This window comes from Anseongella ginsenosidimutans (assembly GCF_008033235.1).
Taxonomy (GTDB): Bacteria; Bacteroidota; Bacteroidia; order Sphingobacteriales; family Sphingobacteriaceae; genus Anseongella; species Anseongella ginsenosidimutans.
Window position 1 is genome coordinate 2451604 of the sequence record NZ_CP042432.1, and the last position, 22640, is coordinate 2474243.

The 22640-nt window shown below is 52.6% G+C and carries 14 protein-coding genes; 6 read left to right on the top strand and 8 right to left on the bottom strand.

Going from position 1 to position 22640, the window contains the following annotated elements; all coding sequences use genetic code 11:
- The first annotated feature begins 71 nt into the window (after positions 1-71).
- A complete protein-coding gene (gene ung / locus FRZ59_RS10115; RefSeq protein WP_132129590.1) occupies positions 72-749 on the top strand; it encodes a uracil-DNA glycosylase in 678 nt (225 codons plus the stop codon).
- A gap of 59 nt (positions 750-808) precedes the next feature.
- On the opposite strand, the gene FRZ59_RS10120 is transcribed toward ung, so the two are convergent.
- Positions 809-1282, bottom strand: a complete 474-nt coding sequence (locus FRZ59_RS10120; protein WP_132129591.1) for an Lrp/AsnC family transcriptional regulator — start codon at positions 1280-1282, stop codon at positions 809-811.
- Positions 1283-1387: 105 nt separating this feature from the next.
- Between FRZ59_RS10120 and FRZ59_RS10125 the strand changes: the two genes are divergently transcribed.
- Genes FRZ59_RS10125 through smpB form a run of 3 tightly spaced genes read left to right on the top strand, consistent with a single transcriptional unit; the run spans position 1388 to position 4376 of the window.
- On the top strand, positions 1388-2032 hold the full coding sequence (locus FRZ59_RS10125) for a metal-dependent transcriptional regulator (RefSeq protein ID WP_225975018.1): 645 nt from the start codon (positions 1388-1390) through the stop codon (positions 2030-2032).
- 10 nt (positions 2033-2042) lie between these two features.
- Positions 2043-3926, top strand: a complete 1884-nt coding sequence (locus FRZ59_RS10130) for an Nramp family divalent metal transporter (RefSeq protein ID WP_132129593.1) — start codon at positions 2043-2045, stop codon at positions 3924-3926.
- Between the two features lie 6 nt (positions 3927-3932).
- Positions 3933-4376, top strand: coding sequence for an SsrA-binding protein SmpB (smpB, locus tag FRZ59_RS10135; protein ID WP_132129594.1), 444 nt, complete (start codon positions 3933-3935; stop codon positions 4374-4376).
- Positions 4377-4395: 19 nt separating this feature from the next.
- On the opposite strand, the gene FRZ59_RS10140 is transcribed toward smpB, so the two are convergent.
- The 7 genes from FRZ59_RS10140 to FRZ59_RS10170 form a co-directional block, all read right to left on the bottom strand.
- The gene (locus FRZ59_RS10140; protein WP_147698304.1) at positions 4396-8142 is read right to left on the bottom strand and encodes a T9SS type B sorting domain-containing protein; all 3747 of its coding nucleotides are present in this window, start codon (positions 8140-8142) and stop codon (positions 4396-4398) included.
- On the bottom strand, positions 8091-8741 hold the full coding sequence (locus tag FRZ59_RS10145) for a DUF8696 domain-containing protein (RefSeq protein ID WP_147698305.1): 651 nt from the start codon (positions 8739-8741) through the stop codon (positions 8091-8093). The genes FRZ59_RS10140 and FRZ59_RS10145 overlap by 52 nt, the downstream gene beginning before the upstream one ends.
- A gap of 117 nt (positions 8742-8858) precedes the next feature.
- On the bottom strand, positions 8859-11732 hold the full coding sequence (locus FRZ59_RS10150; protein WP_158640600.1) for a PKD domain-containing protein: 2874 nt from the start codon (positions 11730-11732) through the stop codon (positions 8859-8861).
- 102 nt (positions 11733-11834) lie between these two features.
- Complete coding sequence (locus FRZ59_RS10155; protein WP_132129597.1) at positions 11835-13853, bottom strand: T9SS type B sorting domain-containing protein; 2019 nt, start codon at positions 13851-13853, stop codon at positions 11835-11837.
- Positions 13832-14764 (bottom strand): PorP/SprF family type IX secretion system membrane protein, encoded by a 933-nt coding sequence (locus FRZ59_RS10160; protein ID WP_132129598.1) that lies wholly within the window; start codon positions 14762-14764, stop codon positions 13832-13834. Before FRZ59_RS10160 ends, FRZ59_RS10155 begins: the two co-directional genes overlap by 22 nt.
- Positions 14765-14885: 121 nt before the next feature.
- Positions 14886-16187 (bottom strand): mechanosensitive ion channel family protein, encoded by a 1302-nt coding sequence (locus FRZ59_RS10165; protein ID WP_132129599.1) that lies wholly within the window; start codon positions 16185-16187, stop codon positions 14886-14888.
- Between the two features lie 74 nt (positions 16188-16261).
- On the bottom strand, positions 16262-19084 hold the full coding sequence (locus FRZ59_RS10170) for an FAD-binding and (Fe-S)-binding domain-containing protein (protein WP_132129600.1): 2823 nt from the start codon (positions 19082-19084) through the stop codon (positions 16262-16264).
- Positions 19085-19191: 107 nt separating this feature from the next.
- Between FRZ59_RS10170 and FRZ59_RS10175 the strand changes: the two genes are divergently transcribed.
- On the top strand, positions 19192-20853 hold the full coding sequence (locus FRZ59_RS10175) for a glycoside hydrolase family 32 protein (RefSeq protein WP_132129601.1): 1662 nt from the start codon (positions 19192-19194) through the stop codon (positions 20851-20853).
- Between the two features lie 58 nt (positions 20854-20911).
- Complete coding sequence (locus FRZ59_RS10180) at positions 20912-22639, top strand: TonB-dependent receptor (protein ID WP_262713109.1); 1728 nt, start codon at positions 20912-20914, stop codon at positions 22637-22639.
- Position 22640: the final 1 nt, after the last annotated feature.

Below are 22640 nucleotides of genomic sequence, written 5' to 3' on the forward strand. Positions count from 1 at the left end.
ATTATAATACAAAAAAGTCATTTCATTAAATTTTAAAGAAAAGGCGGGCGGAAATAATTTATATTTGAAGCATGTCAACCATTCAATTGGATACTTCCTGGCTGAAATACCTTGAAGGGGAATTCAGCCAGGAATACATGTGCCAGTTAAGAGCTTTTTTACAAGCGGAAAAAGAAAAGGGCGTGCATATTTACCCGCCGGGATCCCTTATTTTCAACGCGCTTAATACCACTCCTTTTGACAAGGTGAAGGTAGTATTGCTGGGGCAGGATCCCTACCATGGGGCGGGTCAGGCGCATGGCCTGTCCTTTTCGGTGCAAAAGGGAATTGCCATTCCGCCTTCGCTGAAAAATATTTACAAAGAACTTCATGCTGACCTGGGGATGGAGATCCCCCCGCACGGAGACCTTACCTCCTGGGCGGAACAAGGGGTATTATTGCTGAATGCGACCTTAACGGTGCAGGCCGGCTGCGCGGGTTCGCATCAGAAAAAGGGCTGGGAATCCTTTACGGATAAGATCATTTCTATTGTTTCGGAAGAAAAGGAAGGGGTTGTTTTCCTGCTTTGGGGGAATTATGCCAAGGCAAAGCAGCCGCTTATAGACGGTAAAAAACACCTGATCCTGACGGCGGCCCATCCTTCGCCTTTTTCGGCACACTATGGCTTTTTGGGCTGCCGCCACTTTTCCAGCACGAACGAATACCTGGTATCGCAGGGAAAAGACCCGGTTGACTGGCAGATCCGGTGAAATCGCTTGTAAGGAAGAGGACTCCCTTGACGGCTAAGACGGGTGGGTTTGCTTAGCGGCTAGCCGGCATCCATTGGCAGGACAGCGTTCTTTTTAACGGTGGAAATGACCATCATAGAAGCCTGATGGTTGATCTCTTCTATTTTACTGAACTTTTCCAGTACGAGGACTTCAAAGGCATGCATATCGCGGACGATCACTTTCAACAGGAAATCGGATTCGCCGGTGACGTGGTAGCATTCCACTACTTCGTCAATCTCAGAAATTTTCCTTATAAAGTTATTGCGGGAATCGGGTAAGTTGAGGTTTACTGTTATCTGGATAAAGGTTTTAATGCCGAATCCCAATGCTTCCTCGTTAACATTGGCGTGATAACTTTTAATGTACCCGTTGTTTTCCAGTTTCCGGACGCGCTCCAGGGTGGGTGCGGGCGAAAGCCCTACTTCGGTAGAAAGCTGCAAATTGGTGATCCTCCCGTCCTTTTGCAACAGGCGAATGATGTGCAGATCAATTTTGTCAAGATGCGTACTCATAGTCTACTAAAAATAAAATTAAATTTTTAGATAAACAATAACAAGCAAATTAAATTTTTTTAGATTGATCTAAATTTTTTATTAGATTTGCGCTAAACATTGAATATGAATTCGTTTACAGAGGAAAATTACCTGAAAGCTATTTACAAGCTATCTGAAAGAACGGAAGAAATGGTCAGTACTAACGCTATTTCCGAGGAAATGAATACGCGGGCAGCGTCGGTGACGGATATGCTGAAAAAATTATCTGAAAAGGGATTGATCAACTACGTGAAATACCAGGGGGTGAGCCTTACGAGCCAGGGGAAGGTTACCGCGGTGAATATTATCAGGAAGCATCGCTTATGGGAAGTGTTCCTTGTAAATAAGTTGGATTTCGGATGGGATGAGGTGCATGATATTGCGGAGGAGCTGGAGCATATTAATTCGGAAAAGCTGGTTGACCGGCTGGATGAATTCCTGGGTTGCCCTCAGTTTGACCCGCATGGCGATCCTATTCCCACAAAGACGGGTAAATTCCGCGAACATGATTTTATCAAGCTGTCTAAACTGGAAAGAGGCGAGTCCGGTGTGATATCCGGGGTAAGCGATCACAGCAGTACCTTTTTGCATTACCTTGAACGGCTGAACATGGTGCTTGGCAAAAGGATCAGCATGGTGGAAAGAAACGAGTACGACGGTTCAGTAGTCGTGGAAGACGGGGAGGAAGCAAAATATACCTCAGTAAGGAGGTGTCCAATAATATACTAGTTACAAGCTAATGGCACGAAGCAATAGCAGCGAATCCCTCAGCGAAGTTCATTCCAGCGTCGCTATTCCTACGGGGAAAAGCCCCTGGAAAAAGTTTCTGGCATTCATCGGGCCCGCTTACCTGGTAGGGGTGGGATACATGGATCCCGGAAACTGGGCAACCGACCTTGCCGGGGGAAGCAATTTCGGCTATTCACTGATCTGGGTCCTGCTAATGTCCAATCTCATGGCTCTGCTGCTGCAATCGCTGAGTGCGAGGCTGGGGATTGTGCGCGGCCTGGACCTGGCCCAGGCTTCACGAAATACTTATCCGCCGATTGTAAATATACCTTTATACATCCTGGCGGAAATAGCCATTGCGGCTACTGATCTGGCAGAGGTGATCGGGATGGCTATCGGGCTGCAGCTGCTTTTCGGGCTTCCGCTGATAGCCGGCGTATCCATTACCGTACTTGATACGATACTTGTTCTATTCCTGATGAACCGGGGCATCCGGCTGATGGAGATCTTCATCGTTTCCATGGTCTCGATCATTGGATTGTCCTTTTTAGCGGAAATGATCATCGCCAGCCCGGATTTAGGGGAAGTAGTCCGGGGTTTTGAGCCCTCCCTGCTATCCGGCGAAGCGCTTTACATTGCTATTGGGATTATCGGGGCTACGGTAATGCCCCATAACCTCTACCTTCATTCTTCCCTCGTTCAAACAAGGAAGCTAGACAGGAGCCCCTCCGGCCTCCGGGACGCATTGAAGTTTAATTTTCTTGATACCACGATAGCCCTGAACCTCGCATTTTTTGTGAACGCAGCCATTCTTATTCTTGCCGCTACCGCCTTTTATAAGAACGGAATGATGGTGGATGAAATTCAGGACGCCCACCGCCTGCTGGAGGACCTGTTCGGATCGCTTGCTCCCACCTTATTTGCCATTGCGTTGATCGCGGCCGGGCAAAGCTCCACCATTACCGGCACGCTGGCCGGGCAGATCGTCATGGAAGGATACCTTAATCTTCGCATCCGGCCCTGGCTTCGCCGTTTACTCACCCGCCTGCTGGCCATTATTCCCGCATTTTTTACCATTCTTTATTTCGGAGAAGATGCTCTTGGAAATCTCCTGGTCCTTAGCCAGGTGGTGCTTAGCCTGCAATTGGGTTTTGCCGTTATCCCGCTTATTCATTTCAATAGCGACAGGGTCCGCATGGGCGAATACACCATAAAAACATGGGTAAAGGTCCTGGCCTGGTCGGCAGCTATTATCATTGTGGGGCTAAATGTAAAACTGGTGGCGGAAAGTATCGGCGGTTGGATTGGCGGAGCAGAAAACCCGGTTTATCTCTATATATTTGTGGTTCCGGTAGCTATTATTACCGGCATACTGCTGCTCTATGTGACCTTCGGGCCATTGATCAGGCGGGAACGGCGATTGAAAAGAAATATTCCTCATGGGGAAGCGCTGAGCATCACACTTCCCGACAAGATGGAATTGAGAAGAATAGCGCTGACGATCGATTTTTCCAGGAATGACCGGGATACAATCCGGTACGCGCTTATGCAGGGAGGAAAGCAAGCCAACTACCTGCTTATTCATATCGTGGAATCGGCCGGGGCTCATTATATGGGTGGGGAGATCCGGGATTTTGAAACGCGCAGCGACGAAGAGAATATAAAAAAATACGTGGAAGATATCAGGAAGCTCGGCTACCAGGCCGACTACAGGATCGGTTACGGAAAGACCGCTCCTTCCATTGCCAGGATCATTTCAGAAGATGCATGCGACTTCCTGGTAATGGGCGCTCACGGCCACCGCGCATTAAAGGATATTATTTTAGGCACAACAGTTGATGCGGTAAGGCACCTGGTGAAAGTACCTGTTCTGATTGTCAGAAAGGAAGAGTAATTTCAGATGAAAGATATAAACATCAAAAATAAAAAAGCTCATTTCGAGTACCATCTTCTTGACCGCTACGTAGCGGGCCTGAAGCTGCTTGGAACGGAGATCAAGTCTATACGCGAAGCGAAGGCCAATATCAATGACGCCTTCTGCTCTTTTATTGACGACACCCTGTATGTGCGGAATATGCATATTGCCGAATATTCCCATGGTTCCTTTTATAATCACGAATCAAAACGGGACAGGGTATTGCTGCTTCAGAAAAATGAACTGAAGAAGCTTAGGACTAAAGTGAATGAGAAAGGGCTTACCATTATTCCGCTGCGCATATTCATCAGCCAACGGGGGTTCGCCAAGCTCGAGATCGCTGTGGCACAGGGGAAAAAGGAATATGACAAAAGGCAGTCGATAAAAGAACGGGATACTCAAAGAGAACTCGACCGGACTTTCCGTTAATCACCCCCGGGGCAGAAAATTATCTGATAATGGTCACCGAACCGGTGAGCGGCTGCAAAATGCCTCCGTTGGGCCGGACGAGGTAGTAATAAGTACCCGGTGGAACCGGTTTATTGTTAAATTCTCCTTCCCATTCTTCTGCATATCCCCTTGAAATGAAAAGCCGGTCTCCGTTCCGGTTAAAAACCTGTACCGTGGCATTGGGGTACTCTTCAATATTCACGATTTTCCAGGTATCGTTTACCCCATCGTCATTAGGAGTAAACGCATTGGGGATCTCCAGCCGGGGATATACGTATACCGTCACTTCGTCAAAGGCGCTGCAGGTACCGGGATTTTCCGCCGTCAGCCGGTAAGTGGTCGTTACCCGGGGAGCAGCTACCGCCCGGACAATGGCCGGGTTGTCCAGGCCTTCGGAAGGAGTCCAGCGGATGATCTCTCCTGTAGCCCCGGCTTCCAGCACAATAGAATCACCTTCCAGTATCTCCCGGTCGGGACCGGCATCCGCCCGGGCAGCCGGCAGCAGGTGAAGTGTGTCCCGCAGCTGTTTTACCGTTCCGCCCAGGGTCGTATAGGTGTAGGTAACTTCGTAATCGCCAGGTTCCAGGTTAGCGGAATTAAACTGGCCCTCACTTATTCCCGGTCCTGAATACACCCCTGTTCCCGGAACATTATTCCGCACCCCGCCCCCGCTAAGCGCAAGCATTTGTCCCTTGCATACCCGGTCCTGTGAAAGGCTGAAAAATACATCGGCCGGAGGGTAAACACCTGTTTTGAATACGGAGCGGTTATTTGCAGCTTGCGGGTCGAATACGGTTGATTGAATAGCCGCTGTATTGCTGACGGTAAAAGAAGAGGCATTTGCATTTACTCCTACGCGGACAGTCAGAAGCCTTTCTGTGCCGGCTGCCATTGCCGGTAGCGCGGGCCAGGAGATACCATGGCTGCCCGGATCGTACACGCCGCCGTTGGAAATGCTAAGGGGCGCTCCCAGGTTCGTGGGGAGCTGATCCTGGAAAGTGACATTCAAAGCTGTGGAAGGTCCGTTGTTCCGAATCAGTATCTCGTACCGGATGATGCCGGCAGAGTCAATGGCCGCGGTGCCTTCCTTGATCACTTCCACATCCGCGGCAGGGGTAATGGTCGTTGAAAAAATGGAGCGGTTATTTACCGGGTCCTTATCATAGAACGGGCCCGTGACGTCGGCGATATTCCTGGCTATTCCTACTCTTCCCGGAGTCTTGACCGTCACATTAATGGTTGAGCTTTCCCCCGGTTCAAGGCGGGGAATGGTCCAGCTAAGCGGATTTGCAAGGCTGTCCGCAGGGGCAAGGTCCGAGGCGATATATTCCATTCCTGAAGGAAGGCGGTCGGTAACAATGACGTTTTCTGCAGCCGAGGGCCCCAGGTTGCTTACCCTTAGCTGGTAGCTTACCTCTTCCCCGGCGTAGGCTTCTGCGGGCCCGGTCTTTTCCACCAGCAAATCGGTGGAAGGTAAGACCCTCGTAACCGCCGAGGCGGTGTTATCGGAATTGTCCGGGTCGGGACTTTCAGCGCGGATACTGACGGAGTTGCTAAGGGTGGCGCTTTGAGAGGGCGCCTTCACTTCTACCGTAAAGCGTCGTACGCCGTTCCTTGGCAAAGAAGGGATGGCCCACGTGATCTCCTGCCCGTTTACGACCCCTCCGCCGGGATCAATTATTTCCAGTCCGGCCGGAACCGCATCTGTGATGGTGATATTTCTCGCGGTCGAAGGGCCGTTGTTCCGTGCCAGGATAACGTAGGAAAAATTGTCTTGCTGGTAAACGCTGTCGGGCGCCGTTTTGCTGATACTTAAACCGGCTTCCGGTCTTATTTCCGTCACGAAGGCATCGCTTTTTCCGGCAACGCTGGCAATATTAGTGATCTCCGGTGCGTCCGCGGGCGCCTGAACTTTTACCTGGTGTTCAATGGAAGCACCTGGCGCCAGGCCGGTTTCATGCCGCCAGAAGAGGGTATGGTAATTTTTATTGTAGGTTCCGCCGTCGCTGCTGATGTATTTGCTGCCCAGCGGAAGGCGGTCTGAGATAAGCAGGTCCCCGGATTCTCCGCTTCCGGTATTGGAAACAGTAATGGTATAGCTGATTTCGGCACCGGCTTCCGCCTGGGCCGGGCCGCTCTTTTCAATGGTTATTGCCGCCGGTTTGTAAACATTTGTCCTTACCTCGTCCCCGGATATTTCTGTCCCTGAAACGGCGTTTGCGGTGTTCAGGATCTCGCCGGTGAAATCTTGCGCGATGGTGCCGCGTATGCTGATGGTTATTTTTTTATCGGGAGGGATGCTCGCTTCCAGGTTAATCGGCAGGGAATTGCCGCTTTCCAGGGACATGGTGACTCCCGGGTCATCAGGAACGGCTGTCCACCGGATGCCGCTGAGCGCCTCGGCCGGCTGGAGCAGGTCTTCAAACTGAATATCGCTGAGGGTGACATTGCTGTTGTTGATCAGCTGGATAGTATAGGTAATAGCGCCTCCTGAAACAGCTCCGGATGGCCCGCGCTTGCGCAGCAAAAGCTGATCCATTCCGTCCAGCATATTCGTATGGCTATCGGTATTAGGTGTGGGGTCGGGGATATCCGCGGGCAGTACCGCTGTGGCCTCGTTCACTATTTCGCCGCTGCTCCCGGGAATTACTTTTCCATTGATCCGTATAAGCACGTCCGATCCCACGGGGATATTTGCGCGAACTTCCACATCATTGCCGGTCCCGGTTTCGCCGCTAAGTATCTGCGTTCCCGGGCCGGGGGTAGTACTCCAGCTTTCGACGGCCACCTCCGGGGGTACAGCGTCGGTGATCAGTACATCCCTTGCATAGCTGGGGCCGTTATTGGTCACGCGGACCGTGTACCAGACGTTCTCGTTGGGGGTCATCCTGCCCGGCCCCGCCTTTACCAGTTCAAGGTTGGCTTCTTTTGTAACCGGGGTGGTGACACCCGAAGTGTTCGGCAGGACAGGATCCGTTACCGCGTCCGGGGGAGTAAGGCCGGTGGTGTTGGAAATGGAAGCGCCCTCAAACCGGGAGTCCACCAATCCGTACACGAAGAGCCGGATCGTTTCGCCGGCTTCCAGGTCTGCTTCCGTCCAGTCGCCGGTGAGGTAGTTAAAAACCCCTTCTTCCGCTTCGTAGTTACGTATCAGGTAGCCTTCCGGAAGCTCTTCGAGCAGGTTGAAAGCGTCTGTCGGTAAAATGCGGCTGGGTCCGTTATTGGTAATGCTGATCTCGTAATTAAGCGCCTGCCCGGCCTTCACGGCAGATTGAAGGGCTTTTTTTGTGATCACAAGGTCGGCGGTTCGCCGTATGGGGGTAGTGGTTTGATCCAGGGAATCGATTCTGCTCGTATTTTTTACGCCTTCCGGAGGAATGACCGTTACCGTATTGACGAAGGGGTCGCCGGTATAATCAGGAGCGACTGTTCCTTCGATCGTAATGGAAGTGCTTTCCCCCGGCTGCAGTTGAATCCCGGTCCAGGTTTGCGCCTCCAGGTCCAGCGTTCCCAGCGCATTTACCGAACCTATGTTAAAGCCTTCGGGAAGCGCTTCTTTCAGCGTGATCACCTGCCCGGCCTGTAAGGCGGAAGGCCCCCGGTTAGTCAGGTTAATAGTATAAGTAAGCGGATCGCCGGCGGAAACTTCAGCGGCGGATGCTGTTTTACTTACGGCCAGCGCCATGCAATCCATTACCTCCACGCTAACCGGCGTGGAAACAGGACTGCAGATGGGATTGGGCATGCCCTTTGGCGTAGCCCTGAGCCGGTATTGCGTAAAACCTGTTGATGAAGTAGCATGGGGATCTGGGGTTCATGGACCCCGGTTGATTCCCAGTTTACGCCATCGCTGCTTTTTTCCCATTCAATATCCCATACGCTGATATCTATTCCCGAGCGGATGGTCAGGGCTGAATTCAGGCAGACAGCTTCCGCTGGCGCGGCAATGCTGAAGGCCGGGGGGCGGTAAATAGTGACGGTAGCGGCATTGGAGTAAATAGCGCTTCCGTCTGCGGAAGTAACCCTTGCCCGGTAAAAGACGGTACCCGCCTGCCGGGTAGCGGGAGTATAAGAACTGCCGCTTGCTCCTTCAATATTTACCCAGGGAGCAGTTCCGGTTTTCTGCTGCCAGGAATATTGGAAAGGTCCCGCCCCTTCGGCGGCTACGCTAAGCGCCTGGCCGGGATCATTGATGCAGGTACTGAAACTCTGGGGATGCGCCGTGATAACAGGAGCCGCGGCAGGGGCCGGAAGGGCGCCTGCCATTATATTGAATGCCGGGAATACCAGCAACAAAATGGCCAGTAATACATTGTCCTGGACAATGCGATACACGTTCAGCATGTTGGGAGAGATCAGTACAAATAGCTTTCATACCGGCAATGACATATTTGTCATGACGGTTGGAGAACCACCGCAAATTTCGAGCCTGTTTTTCCGGTTTTCTTTACCGTACGATGGTTACCGACCCGGTGATCGGGGATGGGCTTCATTGGGCCTGATCACGTAATAATAAGTGGCCGGAGGCAGAAGTTTATTGCCGAGGTCTCCGTTCCAGGGCTCGGGATAGCCTTGTGAATGAAAGACCCGTTCCCCAAACCTGTTGAAGATCTGGACAAGGCAACGCGGGTAGTCCTCAATATTTCCGATGATCCAGCGATCATTGGTTCCGTCGTTATTGGGCGTGAACATACCGGGAATCCGGAGAAAGCGCAATACCTCCACTTTCACTTCATCGGTGTTCATGCAGCCGGCTTCGTTCCAGGCAGTCAGCGTATAAACCGTGGTGGTGTCGGGAGCTGCGCGGGGATCCAGGCTAAACGGGTTATCCAGCCCATGGGAAGGCGTCCATTCGAACCGGATCCCGCTGCTTCCCGCGTTCAGATCAGCGCTTTTTCCTTCAAGGATCCGTTGGTCATTGCCGGCGTTTACCACCGGCAGCTCCTGCACAAGTATCACCTGGGACACGGTCTGGCTGCAGCCTTCCGCATTGGTATAGGTGTAAAAAACTTCGTGGCTGCCCGCTCCTGCAAGGGCGGGATAAAAGATCCCGTTTTCATCCAGTCCGGCAGCAGCTGCCAGCTGCCCTTGCCCTCCCAGGTGGCCGTTCAGGGGAGAGAAACCGGAGAGCGTAAACGGAGGCGTATTGACGCAAACGACCGCCTGCTCCCGGCTCAGGGTGAAGACCGGTTCCGGAGAAGGCAGGACCGTCATTTCCCTTACTTCCACGTCAAAGCAGTTTTCACCGGTATATGCGGTAAGGGTAATTGTTTTCAGGCCGGGGGTGGCAAAGCGGAAGGAAGGATCTTTTTCCGCCGAACTTCCTTCGCCGTTAAAATCCCAATGCCAGCGGGTCACTTCTCCCAGGCTGACCGTACTCTGGTCGGAAAAAAGCGCTGTTTCGTTCTGGCAGATCGCTTCCGCCAGCGTGAATTCCGCGCTGGGATCAGCCGCGTTAATGGTAATCTCCTGGCTTAATTGCTGCCGGCAGCCATATTTTGAAATGGCGGAAAGGCTCACCTGGTAAATGCCGGGCTGCGAAAATTTATGCAAGGGATTTGCTTCGCCGGATACAGGGCTGCCATCTCCAAAATCCCATTCGTAGGTCATCGCTGTCCCGTCGGCGATGGAACTTAAATTTTCAAATTGTACGAGGTCTTCCACACAAGACGGAGGAATATGGAAAACAGGCTCAGGAAATGGATTGGGGCTGACCTGCAGTTCGTAGGGGATCTCCAGCCTTTCGGCATCTCCGCATTCGCTGCCGTCGCTTTTAAGGATCACCAGTTTAGCCGTATAATTACCGGCGCCGGCATATGTATGCTCATAGGAAAGCAGCTTTTCCAGTTCGGTTTCTACGCCTGATACCGTCCCGTCGCCGAAATCCCATTGAAAGGAATAGACTTCGAAATCCAGCTCCGCGCTAAAACGGACGGTACGCCCGCTGCAGCTTTCCGATCCCGTGTAAATCTCCGGCCCTGTTTCGTGGGTGATGTGCTTGGAAAAATCAAGCAGGTTCGTGCCGCCCAGGTAGGCGTAGGATTCGTAATTTCCATAGCCATACGCAATGGCATTGAAGCCGCCGCCGGCGGAAAGACGGTGCGTGCCCGCGCTTACGCGGAAACGGGCATAAGCATAGGTTGTATTTCCGGTTATTTCCCGGAACTGGCCCACCTGGGTGCTTCCATCCAGCGTGAAAGTTGGAACGTCCTCTTTGGCAATGATGACATTTATATAGTTATCGGTGATATCCTGGGCGCTGGAGGAATACAGGGTGATCTGACGCAGGTTTTGTTCAATGGGGCTGAGGATCACCATGTCCGGGTCGCCGGGATACAAGGGTTCATAAAAAGGAGACAGGTTATCATCCCTTGGGTTCCGGTTGTCACAAGTCTGAGAAGGGGTGAATTGCGCCACGGAAACCGGCTGGTCGGCATGGATTACCAATGCTTCGGTTATTTGCGGCACCTCCAGGTAGCCGCCCGGGCTGATGACCCGGCTGACCCCGTTAACAGTCACGGTGCTTGCCTGCTCCCCTGCAAGGATCCGGAGGATATCATAAGGGCGGTTTTCCATGGGAACGGCTATGTAATCCCTGCCCCAGCTGCTATAAGCAAAAAGCTGCTGATAAAGGTTGTCAAATCCCTGCCCCCCGCAGCCTATGCGAACACCCATGCTTCCTGAATAGACGGCTATTTTTTTGCAGTTGCTGTTCTCAGGTACCTTCGTCGTGATCTTTGATCCGGTAAGGTCACCCCCGGATCTCACCTGGTAAACATCCCCCGCCTGCAATTTGATCTTGAAGGGCGTATTCGCCGGCCGGCCGGCTTCGGTCAGCGCCGTAGGGGTGATTTCCACCCAGGTGTCGCTTTCTACCCCTATAATGCTGAACTGCGAATCTTCATAATAGCAGACAGCCCTGTATTCCTGGCCCAGGGAGCGTGAAGGCATTACCAGGGAGGCTCCGGACCGCTTTTCCCCGTAAATATGCGAGTAAACGACAACGGGATCGCGGGAGCTGATATGAATGCCTTTTTGTTCCGGGGCTTCGGAAGTGCCGGTATAGCTTAGCCCGAAGGGAACCTGAACGATAGTAATATTATTGGGGCTGACAGTAAACTCATCGCTGTATCCGCGTCCGGGAATAGAAACCACTCCTGAAGTGCTTACATCGGAGGTGATGTAAAGCGCCAGACCCGGCGGGTAGAATTCACCGTTCTCTACATTGATATGGGAGGTAAAGGTGGTCCAGAAATCAGTTCCCTTATTTGTTGTGTTCTGGGCATTCAATTCCAGCCCTGCCGCCAGCAGAAAAAGCGCTCCCCAATATCTCACTGTCCGGGCCAATCTGATTGCTATCATTAAACCGCTGATCCCCCTCTAAATTAGTAAAATCTAACGTGCAAATCAATAGACCGGCCCTGGTGAGCTGCACTTCTAACGGACGATGGTAACGGAGCCGGAAACAGGTTCCAGGAAAATGCCGGGTATGATCAGGTAATAATAAGTTCCGTCCGGCAGGAGGGCGCCCCGGGCTGCGCCGTCCCAGGGAATATGGTAACCTTTTGACCGGAACACGGTGGTTCCCCAGCGGTTAAAGACCTTTACGGATGCCTCCGGGTAGCCGCTGATACCGTGAATGTCCCAGGTATCGTTCACGCCATCCTGGTTAGGTGTAAATGCCGAAGGGATGAGGAGCTTTTCCAGAACCTCTACCCGTACAGTATCGGTAGCCGTACAGCCGCCGGCTGTTGTTACAGTTAAGGTATAGGTGGTAGTTTCCGGCGGGCTGGCCCGCGGGCTGGCTTGCTGCGGATCATCCAGCCCTGCCGCAGGGCTCCAGGAGAAAGAAACGCCGTTGCCGGCTCCGTTCAGGGTGGTAAAGGTACCTTCCAGCATTTTCCTGTCTGCGCCCGCCTCTGCTACCGCCGGTGGATGCACGGTGATCATATCATTTGCCACATACTGGCAGCCGCTGGTATTGCTAAGGGTATAGGTTATTTCATAGGTTCCCGGCCCGCCTGCCGCCTGCGGGTCGAAGTAACCGTTTATGACGCCCTTGCCGCTGTATATGCCGGTTTGGTCATTCTGCTGCCGTAAAGGCTGCCCCCCTGTTAATAGCAGCGGTTCCTGGCCTGCACATATCGTTTCTACCGGCAGGTCCAGCGTCACAACGGGAGGAAGTATGCTCAGCTTCGCTGCCCTGGAGGCAAGTGGCTGGCAGCCTTGTGCGGCTGTAGAAACGATGCAGCGGTAATAATAGTCGCCCGGTGCTGTTATAGGAGGGTAATACCGGTTAGGAGGTGTGCTTTCCGGGGCTGCTTCCGCCGGCGCCCAGGGGCCGTTCGGGCTTGAACTGCTTTCCCAGCGGTATTCCGGTTCCGGGTATCCGCCGCTGGCGGCTATCTCAAAAAAAGGCTGTTCATTAAGGCAGGCGGAAAGATCGGCCGGCTCCTGCTCAATAGTAAGAGGAGGTACCACTGTGATCTTTACCGGATTGGATACTACCCGGCAAAAGGGACTGAGCAAATTGGCGGCATTTGCCGCCGCTACCACCCGGAACGAACGCGTATCGCCGGCGATAATACCATTGAGTTCGTTCGTGTCCTCTCCCGGCAGGTCCAGCCAGGTTAGCCCGTCATCATCGCTTGCCTGCCATTGGTACAGGGGATCCGGAAACTCACTTCCGACAACGCTTTCCAGGTCAATACGGGCTCCGGGGCAAACATAGGGCATTTCTGCACTGCTATACCCTTCGGCATTCACGAGCAGGGAAGGCCCGCAGGCCCGGAACGTGATATCGTCAATGGCCAGGTCGTTTCCGCATCCGCCCCCGTTATTATTTACCATTACCAGGTAGAATTCCGTCTTATTATCAGTCGTGAAGGTGAAACCGTAGTTTTCCCAGCGGGGAACTGCGGAAGTATCGATGTCGCCTGTCGTGGTCCGGGCCAGTATGGTTCCGTCCATATCTTCAATCCGGAACTCTATATTCGGGCGTATGCTATGGTAAGCACAGGTGGGAGGGGTGTTGGCATTGGTGATCCAGGCGCTGAACTCAAAGGTCGTGTTTTCGCAAAGCCCGCTGACCAGGCCCCGGTAAAATTCTCCTTTAGCCAGGTCGGCATTGACAACCAGCATGTACCCGTTAATGTCTCCGGGAGTATGATCTTCCAGGAAGTGCCAGTCTGATTTTGCATAATTTACATTGCTTGCCAGCGTATATTGCCCGTCATCATTAACAGGTCCAGGAACGTATTGATAAGTGGTTACTCCGGCATCGAGGGCAGGCCCGAAGCCCGGCCCGCTGCCAAAGGTCATATTTATAATGGGTTCGCCCAGGCTGCCGCTGCAGAGCTGGGTTTGGCCTGAAAGCTCCTGCCACCAGCAGAGTATTGCCGGCAGGACAAGGATAAGTTTCAGCCCCCGGCGCATTACCAGACATTGGTGGGGCAAAGCGCGCCTTCTTCATTATTCAGCAGGATACCCAGGATGATCTCATGGCTGCCGCTGGTATAATCCTGGAGGTCCGAGGTGACATAATCATAGGCGTAGCTGACATTGATAAGCGGACTGATATTGATCCCGGCCATGGCGGCAAAGCCATCCCTTTTCCGGTAAGACAAACCGGCCCAGAAACGGTCGCGATACATCATTTTAAAATTGATATCGAAGGAAACCGGCACCGGCTGTACTATTTTCAGCATCAGGGAAGGGGTAGCTGTAAGTGTCTCGCTTACGGCGAAACGATACCCTCCGGTAAGGAAGTAATGGCGGTACAGGCGGCTTTCTTCAGAAGCGGTGTAGCTGTTAAAAGTGAGCTTGCTTTCGATCAGGTTCTGCGCGGCGGCGCCGATGAAAAAATCCGGCGAATAGAGCCAGATACCTGCGTTGACGCTCGGGAGCATTTGGGAGTAATTACCTTTGGTAAGGATCACATCGTTGGGATTGCCTAATTCCAGCGCGTCCGTGTTGAGCGAATATTCCATGATCCCGGCGCTTACTCCGAAAGCGGTTGTCAGATTCTTGCTCACCGGCAAATGGAACCCATAAGCAACCGTGCCAGAAAAACGCTGGGTGGGCCCTGTTTTATCAAGCACGATAGCGCCGCCAAGCCCGTGCCGCCGGCCTTCCAGGTCAGCAGCGATCAGCCCGTGTATGGTGGCATAAGCCGTTACAGGCGCATCTTCTATGCCTACCCATTGCGCCCGGTAACTTAATTTTACATCGGTGTAATTTTCGATTCCCGCAACCGCGGGGTTAAGCACGAAATTATTCGCCATGTACATGGTATATTGCGGCTGCTGCTGGGCTTTAAGCCCTGCGGTAATGAATAGCAGTACGTATGCAAGCAGGAATCTTTTCATGCTGATCTGATTTCTCACAAAGCCTTAAACGAGCGCCGCGGAACCTGTTTGCCGCCGCGCCAATAAAGAGATTGCAGTAAATTTACTGAAAATCAGCGAACAATTTCCATGCCCGGCGGCGCTACACCGGTTGTTCCGGTTTGGCCGGAAGCGAGAGCGAACGAAGGTCATCCGAGGCCGGCAGCTCAAAGATCTCAAGTTTAAAATACTTGATAGCCGACAACAGGTGATCAAAAATATCAGACATAATTCCCTCGTAAGGCACCCAGCGAATATCGGAAGTAAACATATACAGCTCCAGGGGAAGTCCGTTGTCGCCCGGGCTCAGCTGCCGTACGATAAACGTAAGGTTCTTATTGATGCCGGGATGGCTATGGGTGTATAATTCGATGTATTTCCTGAACAAACCTGCATTGGTCATATTTCGCCCGTTGACCGGCATGCTGCGATCAGCCCCTTTTTCTTCGTTATAACGGTCAATTTCAAGCTGCCGTTCTTCAATAAAGGGCTTGAGCAGCTGAATTTTTTTCAGCTCTTCTATTTCGTCTTTTTCGAGATAACGAATGCTGGATATTTTTAAATGGAGCGGGCGCTTGATCCTTCTTCCGCCTGATTCCTGCATGCCGCGCCAGTTCTTAAAGGAATCTGTGATCAGGTAATAAGTGGGAATGGTGGTGATGGTTTTATCCCAGTTCTGCACTTTTACCGTATTCAGATTGATTTCCAGTACATCCCCGTCGGCCCCGTACTTGGGCATTTCAATCCAGTCGCCGATACGGACCATGTCATTGGTGGAAACCTGGATGCTGGCCACGAATCCCAGGATGGTATCCTTGAACACCAGCATGAGAATGGCCGTGGCGGCTCCCATGGCGGTAACAAAATACCAGACATCTTTTCCCGATACCATGGAGAAAATAAGCAGCCCGGCAAAAATGAATACGATAATACTGATCACCTGCAGGTAACTGTCAAGCGGTTTGTCTTTGAACGACTCCCTGGTTCGCAGGTAATCCCTTAGCGAGCGCAGGACCGCCCGGATGATCCATACCCACAACAGGATCAGGTAAATGTCCGCAAGTATCCTTACCGGCCGGATCAGCTGAGGAATATCTGCCAGCACCACAGGGATCGCCTGCACCACGATGATCAGCGGAATTAGCCGGGCCACATAGGCCATTGTCCGGTTGCGCATCAGAAAATCATCAAAATGGCTATTGGTTTTGGCCGTCACTTTGGCAAGGGCTTCTAACAGTATCTTACGGGTAAGGTAAGTTGTGATGATCACGATCAGGGAAAGCGCTGTCAAAAGCGCCAGGAGGTTCAGGTAAATGGCTACATTTTCAGGAACGCCCCATTCCACAAGTTTCGTAAAGAGCCAATTGCTTATAATTCGTTCTGTCGTAGAAGTAATTTGATTCATAAATTTCCTGATTTGCAGGCCGTTCCCGGCGGTGAAGCAGACAAATTTAAGAATTTAAGCCGGAATCCGGGAACTTAGATGCATTCGTCCAGCAGGTAAACCAGGGACTGGTAATTTTTTTTCACCGCTTCGGACATGGCCATTTCGCAGGTTTTGGCGGAAGAATAGTACCCTTCGTATTCCTGCTGCTTTACTTCGGCGGCTTCGGGCGCCGTGGCTGAGTCCGTCAGTTCGGGGAATAAGAAACCCCGATCACCGGCCATGCCGCAGCAGCCCGCTTTCAGGGGGACAGTGACATCTTCTGCCAGTTGGGCCGCTATTGCCTGGAATTTATTTTCCAGACCCATGTGCTGAAGAGAGCAGACCGGATGGAGTACTATTTTTGCTTTTTTTCGCCGGACCAGCGCCTTGGGTAACAGGTAATCGGCGATGAAATCAATGCTGTCGATGATCCTGAGCGAATCAAAACGCTGCTGGTTTTCCGCGGTCAGCAGGGGGCGGCAACCCTGGAGAGTATGGGTACAGGAAGTAATGTCCAGCACCACCGGCAGCCGGCCCTGTCCGGTCCAGTTCCAGAGCTTTTCAACGGTCCGGTTGGCCGTATGGGCGAAAGCGCCGGTAAAGCCCTTCGATGAAAAAGGCTGGCCGCAGCAGGTTCCGCCGATCTCTTCATGGATCATAACCGGGACGCCGGCCTTAGAGGAGACGCGCATAAATGTTTCCGCAATACTCTTATCATTTCCCGGCGTGACGCCCATGACCCTGGAAATACAGGTGGGAAAATAAACGGCGGCCGCCTCAGAAGATTCTACTTTCCTGGCAAGCAGGCGGGATACCGGCGGGGCCGGACGAAGCTGGTTAGACCACAAGGGAAGCGCGGGAATTATTTTTTTCAGGGAGCCTGTCAGCCTGCGCATCGTATTTTTTCCGAACAAGCCATTGAATGCGTTTCCTACTTGGAGGCCGCCTTTTATGGCGATTTCCAGGGCGTTGAAATGTTTTGCAGCCCTCAGCGCAAGCTTATTGGCTGTTTTACTATGATTCTCTTTCCGCAGCCGTTTTACAAGGGCGCCGGTGTTGATATCCACGGGGCAGGCCGTGGCGCAGAGGCCATCCACGGCGCAGGTATCCAGGCCGTCGTACTGATATTGTTCCAGCAGCAGCCGGTGATTTTCTCCATCCCCGGTTTTTTCCATTTTCGCCAGTTCCCGCCGTACCACAATGCGTTGCCTGGGAGTAAGCGTGAGGTTGCGGCTGGGGCATTTATATTCGCAGAAGCCGCATTCCATGCATTTGTCTACTTCTGATTCCACCTGCGGCATTTCTTTCAGATCACGAATATGGGCCTGCGGGTCTTCATTGATGATCACGCCGGGGTTCAGGAGGTTGCCGGGATCGATGCAAGCTTTCAGGGTTTTCATCACCCGGTAAATTTCCCCGCCCCACTCTGTTTCCACAAAAGGCGCCATATTCCGGCCGGTACCGTGTTCAGCTTTTAAGGCTCCCTGGTATTTGTTTACCACCAGGGCCACCACTTCATCCAGGAAGGCCCGGTAACGTTCCACTTTCCCGGGAGTATCAAAAGCCTGGGTAATGACAAAATGGATATTGCCGTCTTTGGCATGGCCGAAAATAATCGCCTTGTCATAGCCGTGTTTTACGAACAGCCCCTGGAGATCCAGCACGGCTTCGCTTAATTTTTCCACCGGGAAAGCGATGTCTTCCAGGATTACTGAAGTGCCGCTTTCACGAACCGCCCCGATGGCTGGGAATAATCCTTTCCGGACTTTCCAGAGAAAGGCCTGTTCCAGCGGGTTTTCTGTGAATTCCGGTGGGTTTAGCAGGGATAGAGCCGGTGTAAGCGCCAGGAACGTATCGATCTTGCCGCGCACTACTTCCGGGGTGTTTCCCTGGAATTCCACCAGGAGGGCGGCAGCTGCTGCCGGCAGCGTCCTGATTGGTTCCGGAATGCCTTTAATATGAACGACGGAATGGAGGGATGCCCTGTCCATTAATTCCACAGCTTCTGCGCCCGCGGCAGTTAAGGGGCCGATCGTTTTGCAGGCTTCAAAAATATCATGGAAATAAAGCAGCGCCGTGGATTTTGCGGGATAATCAGGAACTGTTTCCAGCACGGCTTCCGAAATGAATCCCAGCGTGCCTTCGGCTCCGATGAGCAAATGAGCTAAAATATCCAGCGGGTGGTCATGGTCTATAAATGCATTAACGGAATAGCCTACTGTGTTCTTGGTTTTATACTTTTTTCTGATAAGCTCATGAAGGTCAGGCCGGCTGCTGATCTGTTCGCGCAGCGCAAGCAGGCAATCATAAATTTCCGGGCATTCGTCCCGGAAGCGCATATAGTCTTCTTTGTTCTCCGTGGAATAGCGTTTTCCGTTAGGGAGGATAAAACGAATATAACGGGTAGTATGATAGGAGTTCCGGCTCACCCCGCAGCACATGCCGCTGGCATTATTCGACAGGATCCCGCCCATCATGGCAGAGTTGATGCTTGCCGGATCAGGGCCTATTTTCCTGCGGTATTGCCGCAGCCGCGCATTGGCCATTGCACCGATCACTCCCGGCTGCACCCGGATCCGCGTTCCGCCTGCTTCCACGTCAAGCCGGTTCCAGTACATGCTGAGGTCAACGAGAATACCGCCGGATATGGCCTGGCCCGATAAGCTGGTGCCGCCCGTGCGAAAGGTAAGAGGAATATGCTGTTTTTGCGAAAAGTTAAAAAGGGCAATAATTTCTTCCTCGGAAACCGGTTGTACGACGGCTTTGGGCAGCAGGTAATAAAAACCGGCATCAGGTGCATAGGCCGCCAGGTCAATCAGGCGGGCCTTGATCCGCTGCCGGGGCAAAATGGCTTCCAGAAGTTGTCCTGTATTCATGTGGGGGGTAAATATCAGCATTTATTGCATTCTGCGAAAATACAAAGCATAGAAGGAGATAAAGGCCGGGGCCTTGGCTTAATGCGGGGTATTTATAACTTAGTGCAATGAAAGCATTATTAAGCGTATTTGTCCTTTGCATCCTTTTTACGAGCGCAGCTGCGCAGGAGAACGCAGAAAAACTTCAGCGGTTCAATACCTTTTTTACAGGCGAAAAGCACTGGCTGGTGCTTCCTGTAAAGAACGGGGCGCCCAAAAGAAATATAGAATTATGGGTAGAAGGGGAGTTGGAACGATGGTTCGATATGGAGCTTGCCGCGGGAGAACCGGACTGGTATGCTTACCTGGATATCAGCGGCTGGAAAGGTAAGTTCATGGAGCTGAGGGTCGACCAGCTGGACGTGGATTCGAAGGTGTTTTCTCCCGTTAAGCAGGTGGATGAGGATAAAAACGCTGGTGTGCTTTACCAGGAGAAATTACGCGGGCAGTTTCATTTTTCACCCGCCCGGGGCTGGAATAATGATCCCAACGGACTGGTCTATTACAAGGGCGAGTATCACCTGTTCTTTCAGCATAATCCTTACGGCCGCGGCTGGGGTAATATGCACTGGGGCCATGCGGTAAGTAAAGACCTGGTTCACTGGAAAGAGCTGGATATCGCCTTGTATCCTGATAAATTCGGGCCCATGTTCAGCGGCGGGGCGGTAGTGGATGAAAACAATACCATGGTATTATTCTTTACCGGCGCCAGGTCCTGGGGGCAGGGCATGGCCTGGAGTACTGACGGAAGGAATTTCAGGAAGCTGGATCATACCGTGGTACACCGGATCAGCAGAGATAACCGCGACCCCAAAGTGATATGGCATGAGCCCACCGGGAAATGGACCATGGTCCTTTATGTGGAGCGGGACGGCGGGCAGCATACCATGCAGTTCCTGACTTCTCCGGATCTTAAGAACTGGACGCAAAGCAGCATGGTCAAAGGGGGCATAGGAGATGACCGCTACCTGTTTGAATGCCCGGAATTTTTTGAAATACCCATCGAAGGAAGCCCGGATGAAACAAAATGGATATTGACCGGGGCCGACAGCCAATACGCGATCGGAACCTTTGATGGAAAAACCTTCAGGCCGGAAACTGAGCGATTGAACGGGCAGCTCGGACGCGGCTTTTACGCGGCGCAGACTTTCAGCAATGAACCGCAGGGCCGCCGAATTGAAATTGGCTGGTGGCGTACCCATACCGATAAAGAGGGAATGTCCTTTAACCAATCCATGAGCATTCCGATGGAGCTGAAGCTCGAAAAGCGGCCCGAAGGCTTGCGGCTGACGCGGACGCCGGTAAAGGAACTGGAATCGTTAAGAGGCGCTTCTCATCACCTTGGTAAATTCAGATTAAAGGAAGGGGCTTCTAACCCTCTTTCGGCAATCAATACTGAGCTGGCCGAAATAAGAATGGAATTCGAACCAGGCGCCGCCAGCGAGATCATTCTCAACGTACGGGGGCTGCCTGTCCTTTACAATGTAGAAAAAGAAGAGTTGTCCATAGATGGCGTCAGGGCGCCGGTTCCTTTGCAGAACGGAAAGCTGGACCTGATCGTTTATGCGGACCGCACGGGTTTGGAAGTGTTCGCAGCCGGCGGCCTCGTCTTTATGCCGGTAGATTTCAATCTTGATCCGGAGAACAGGTCCTTATCCCTGTTGTCGAAAGGTGGCGCTGCAAAAGTCAACAGGCTGGACGTGTACGAGCTGAAAAGTATCTGGAAATAGCGCTCAAACCTTTAAACCCTCCGTGCGTTAGAATAACTTAAACAATTTCACCCCTTATATGCACAGGCTTGCCCTTTTCTTCTTAGTCCTTTTCTATTGTTCCGGAAGTTTAACGGCGCAGGATCCCAGCCAGCCTGATTCTGTAACCCAGCTAAGCGAGGTGACGGTGGAGGGGTATATATCCGGCCAGCCTTTATTGCGTACGCCTACTTCGGTAGGAATAGTGAATTTAACTCAGTTGCAGCGGCAGGCGGATGAATCCCTCCTTCCCGCGCTGAATGCAGTCCCTGGTGTCAGAATGGAGGAGCGCTCTCCGGGAAGTTATCGTTTATCCATCCGGGGAAGCCTGCTGCGCTCCCCCTGGGGCGTTCGCAATGTGAAAGTTTACCTGGATGAGTTCCCGCTGACCGACGCAGGAGGGAATACCTACCTGAACCTGATAGATCCCAGGGGTATTGGCCGCCTTGAGGTGCTGAAAGGGCCTCACGGGAGCTTGTTTGGCGCTAATTCGGGCGGGGTATTGCTGGTTAATACGCCCGGAAGCGCCGGGACAGGCAGCCGGCGGCGGTCATCCACGGGTTTGCCGGACAAGGACGCCGTACCCCCAACGAGCATCCTTAATGCCGGTTTAAGCGGCGGTTCCTATGGAATGTTCCATGAAAACCTGGGTTTCCGGCAGCATTGGGAAAAGTCCCGCTTCGATTTCAACCAAGCATTTCTGCGATCAGACGGCTACCGGGAGCATTCAGGCATGCGCAGGCATTACCTGCAGGCTTCCCATCGCTGGAATTATCGCCCGGAAAGCCAGCTGAAAGCCCTGGCGTTTTATGCTGATATGGATTATGCCACCCCGGGCGGATTGAACCCGGCGCAATACGAGGCTGACCCCCGGCAGGCTCGTCCGGCTGCCGGACCGAACCCGGGAGCTGTGGAACAGCAGGCAGGGATCCGGAACAAGACTCTTTTTGGCGGGCTCTCGCACCAATTCGAGCTGGCTCCCGGCTTGCGGCATATGCTGGCGGTTTTTGGCTCTTATACTGATTTTGAGAATCCGTTCATCACCAATTTTGAGATGCGCAGCGAAGAGAATTACGGCTTGCGTACTTACCTGGAATTGGACGGAAGCCATAATTCTTTTCATTTCGGGGACGTGAGCTGGAAATGGCACCTTGGCCTGGAGTGGCAGCGTTCGCGTCATGAAATTACCAACTTTGACAACCTGGGCAATGCCACGAAAGGTGGTTTGCAGGCTTCAGACGCCATTCGCACCAGCCAGTATTTTTACTTTACCAGGTTTTCCGCCGATCTGGCCGGGCGCCTCCGGGCTGAAGCGGCTGTAAGCTTGAATTATAACCGCTATGCCTTTAATGACCTGGCCGGCCAGGCGCCCGGCGACCCGGATGTGCCCGGAGAGGATGTTTCTCCGGGAAATACAGCGGGCGGAACCTCTTCGGGCGAAATAAGGTTTTCCCCCGAATGGATGCCCCGGCTGAGCCTTTCTTACCTGCTTAACCCGGAATTTTCATGGCGAGCCTCGCTAAGCCGGGGTTTTTCTCAGCCAACGACCGCGGAAATTAGGCCCTCCAACATTACTATCAATACTGCGCTGAATCCTGAAACAGGATGGAACTATGAAACCGGCTTCCGTTTTATGCCCGGGAGCGGACGCTTACAGGCGGACGCCTCGGTGTTTTATTACCGGATGAAAGAAGCGATCGTACGGCGGCTGGATGAAGGGGCGGGGAATATTTTATCAATGCGGGCGGAACCGGTCAACTGGGCGTAGA

Bases quoted from the DNA above. Each gene is read 5' to 3' on its own strand.
- FRZ59_RS10120 (WP_132129591.1), bottom strand. From the start codon at position 1,282: ATGAGTACGCATCTTGACAAAATTGATCTGCACATCATTCGCCTGTTG.
- smpB (WP_132129594.1), top strand. From the start codon at position 3,933: ATGAAAGATATAAACATCAAAAATAAAAAAGCTCATTTCGAGTACCAT.
- FRZ59_RS10170 (WP_132129600.1), bottom strand. From the start codon at position 19,084: ATGAATACAGGACAACTTCTGGAAGCCATTTTGCCCCGGCAGCGGATC.
- FRZ59_RS10140 (WP_147698304.1), bottom strand. From the start codon at position 8,142: ATGCCCAATCCCATCTGCAGTCCTGTTTCCACGCCGGTTAGCGTGGAG.
- FRZ59_RS10175 (WP_132129601.1), top strand. From the start codon at position 19,192: ATGAAAGCATTATTAAGCGTATTTGTCCTTTGCATCCTTTTTACGAGC.
- FRZ59_RS10180 (WP_262713109.1), top strand. From the start codon at position 20,912: ATGCACAGGCTTGCCCTTTTCTTCTTAGTCCTTTTCTATTGTTCCGGA.
- FRZ59_RS10160 (WP_132129598.1), bottom strand. From the start codon at position 14,764: ATGAAAAGATTCCTGCTTGCATACGTACTGCTATTCATTACCGCAGGG.
- FRZ59_RS10165 (WP_132129599.1), bottom strand. From the start codon at position 16,187: ATGAATCAAATTACTTCTACGACAGAACGAATTATAAGCAATTGGCTC.
- FRZ59_RS10125 (WP_225975018.1), top strand. From the start codon at position 1,388: ATGAATTCGTTTACAGAGGAAAATTACCTGAAAGCTATTTACAAGCTA.
- FRZ59_RS10130 (WP_132129593.1), top strand. From the start codon at position 2,043: ATGGCACGAAGCAATAGCAGCGAATCCCTCAGCGAAGTTCATTCCAGC.
- ung (WP_132129590.1), top strand. From the start codon at position 72: ATGTCAACCATTCAATTGGATACTTCCTGGCTGAAATACCTTGAAGGG.
- FRZ59_RS10145 (WP_147698305.1), bottom strand. From the start codon at position 8,741: ATGCTGAACGTGTATCGCATTGTCCAGGACAATGTATTACTGGCCATT.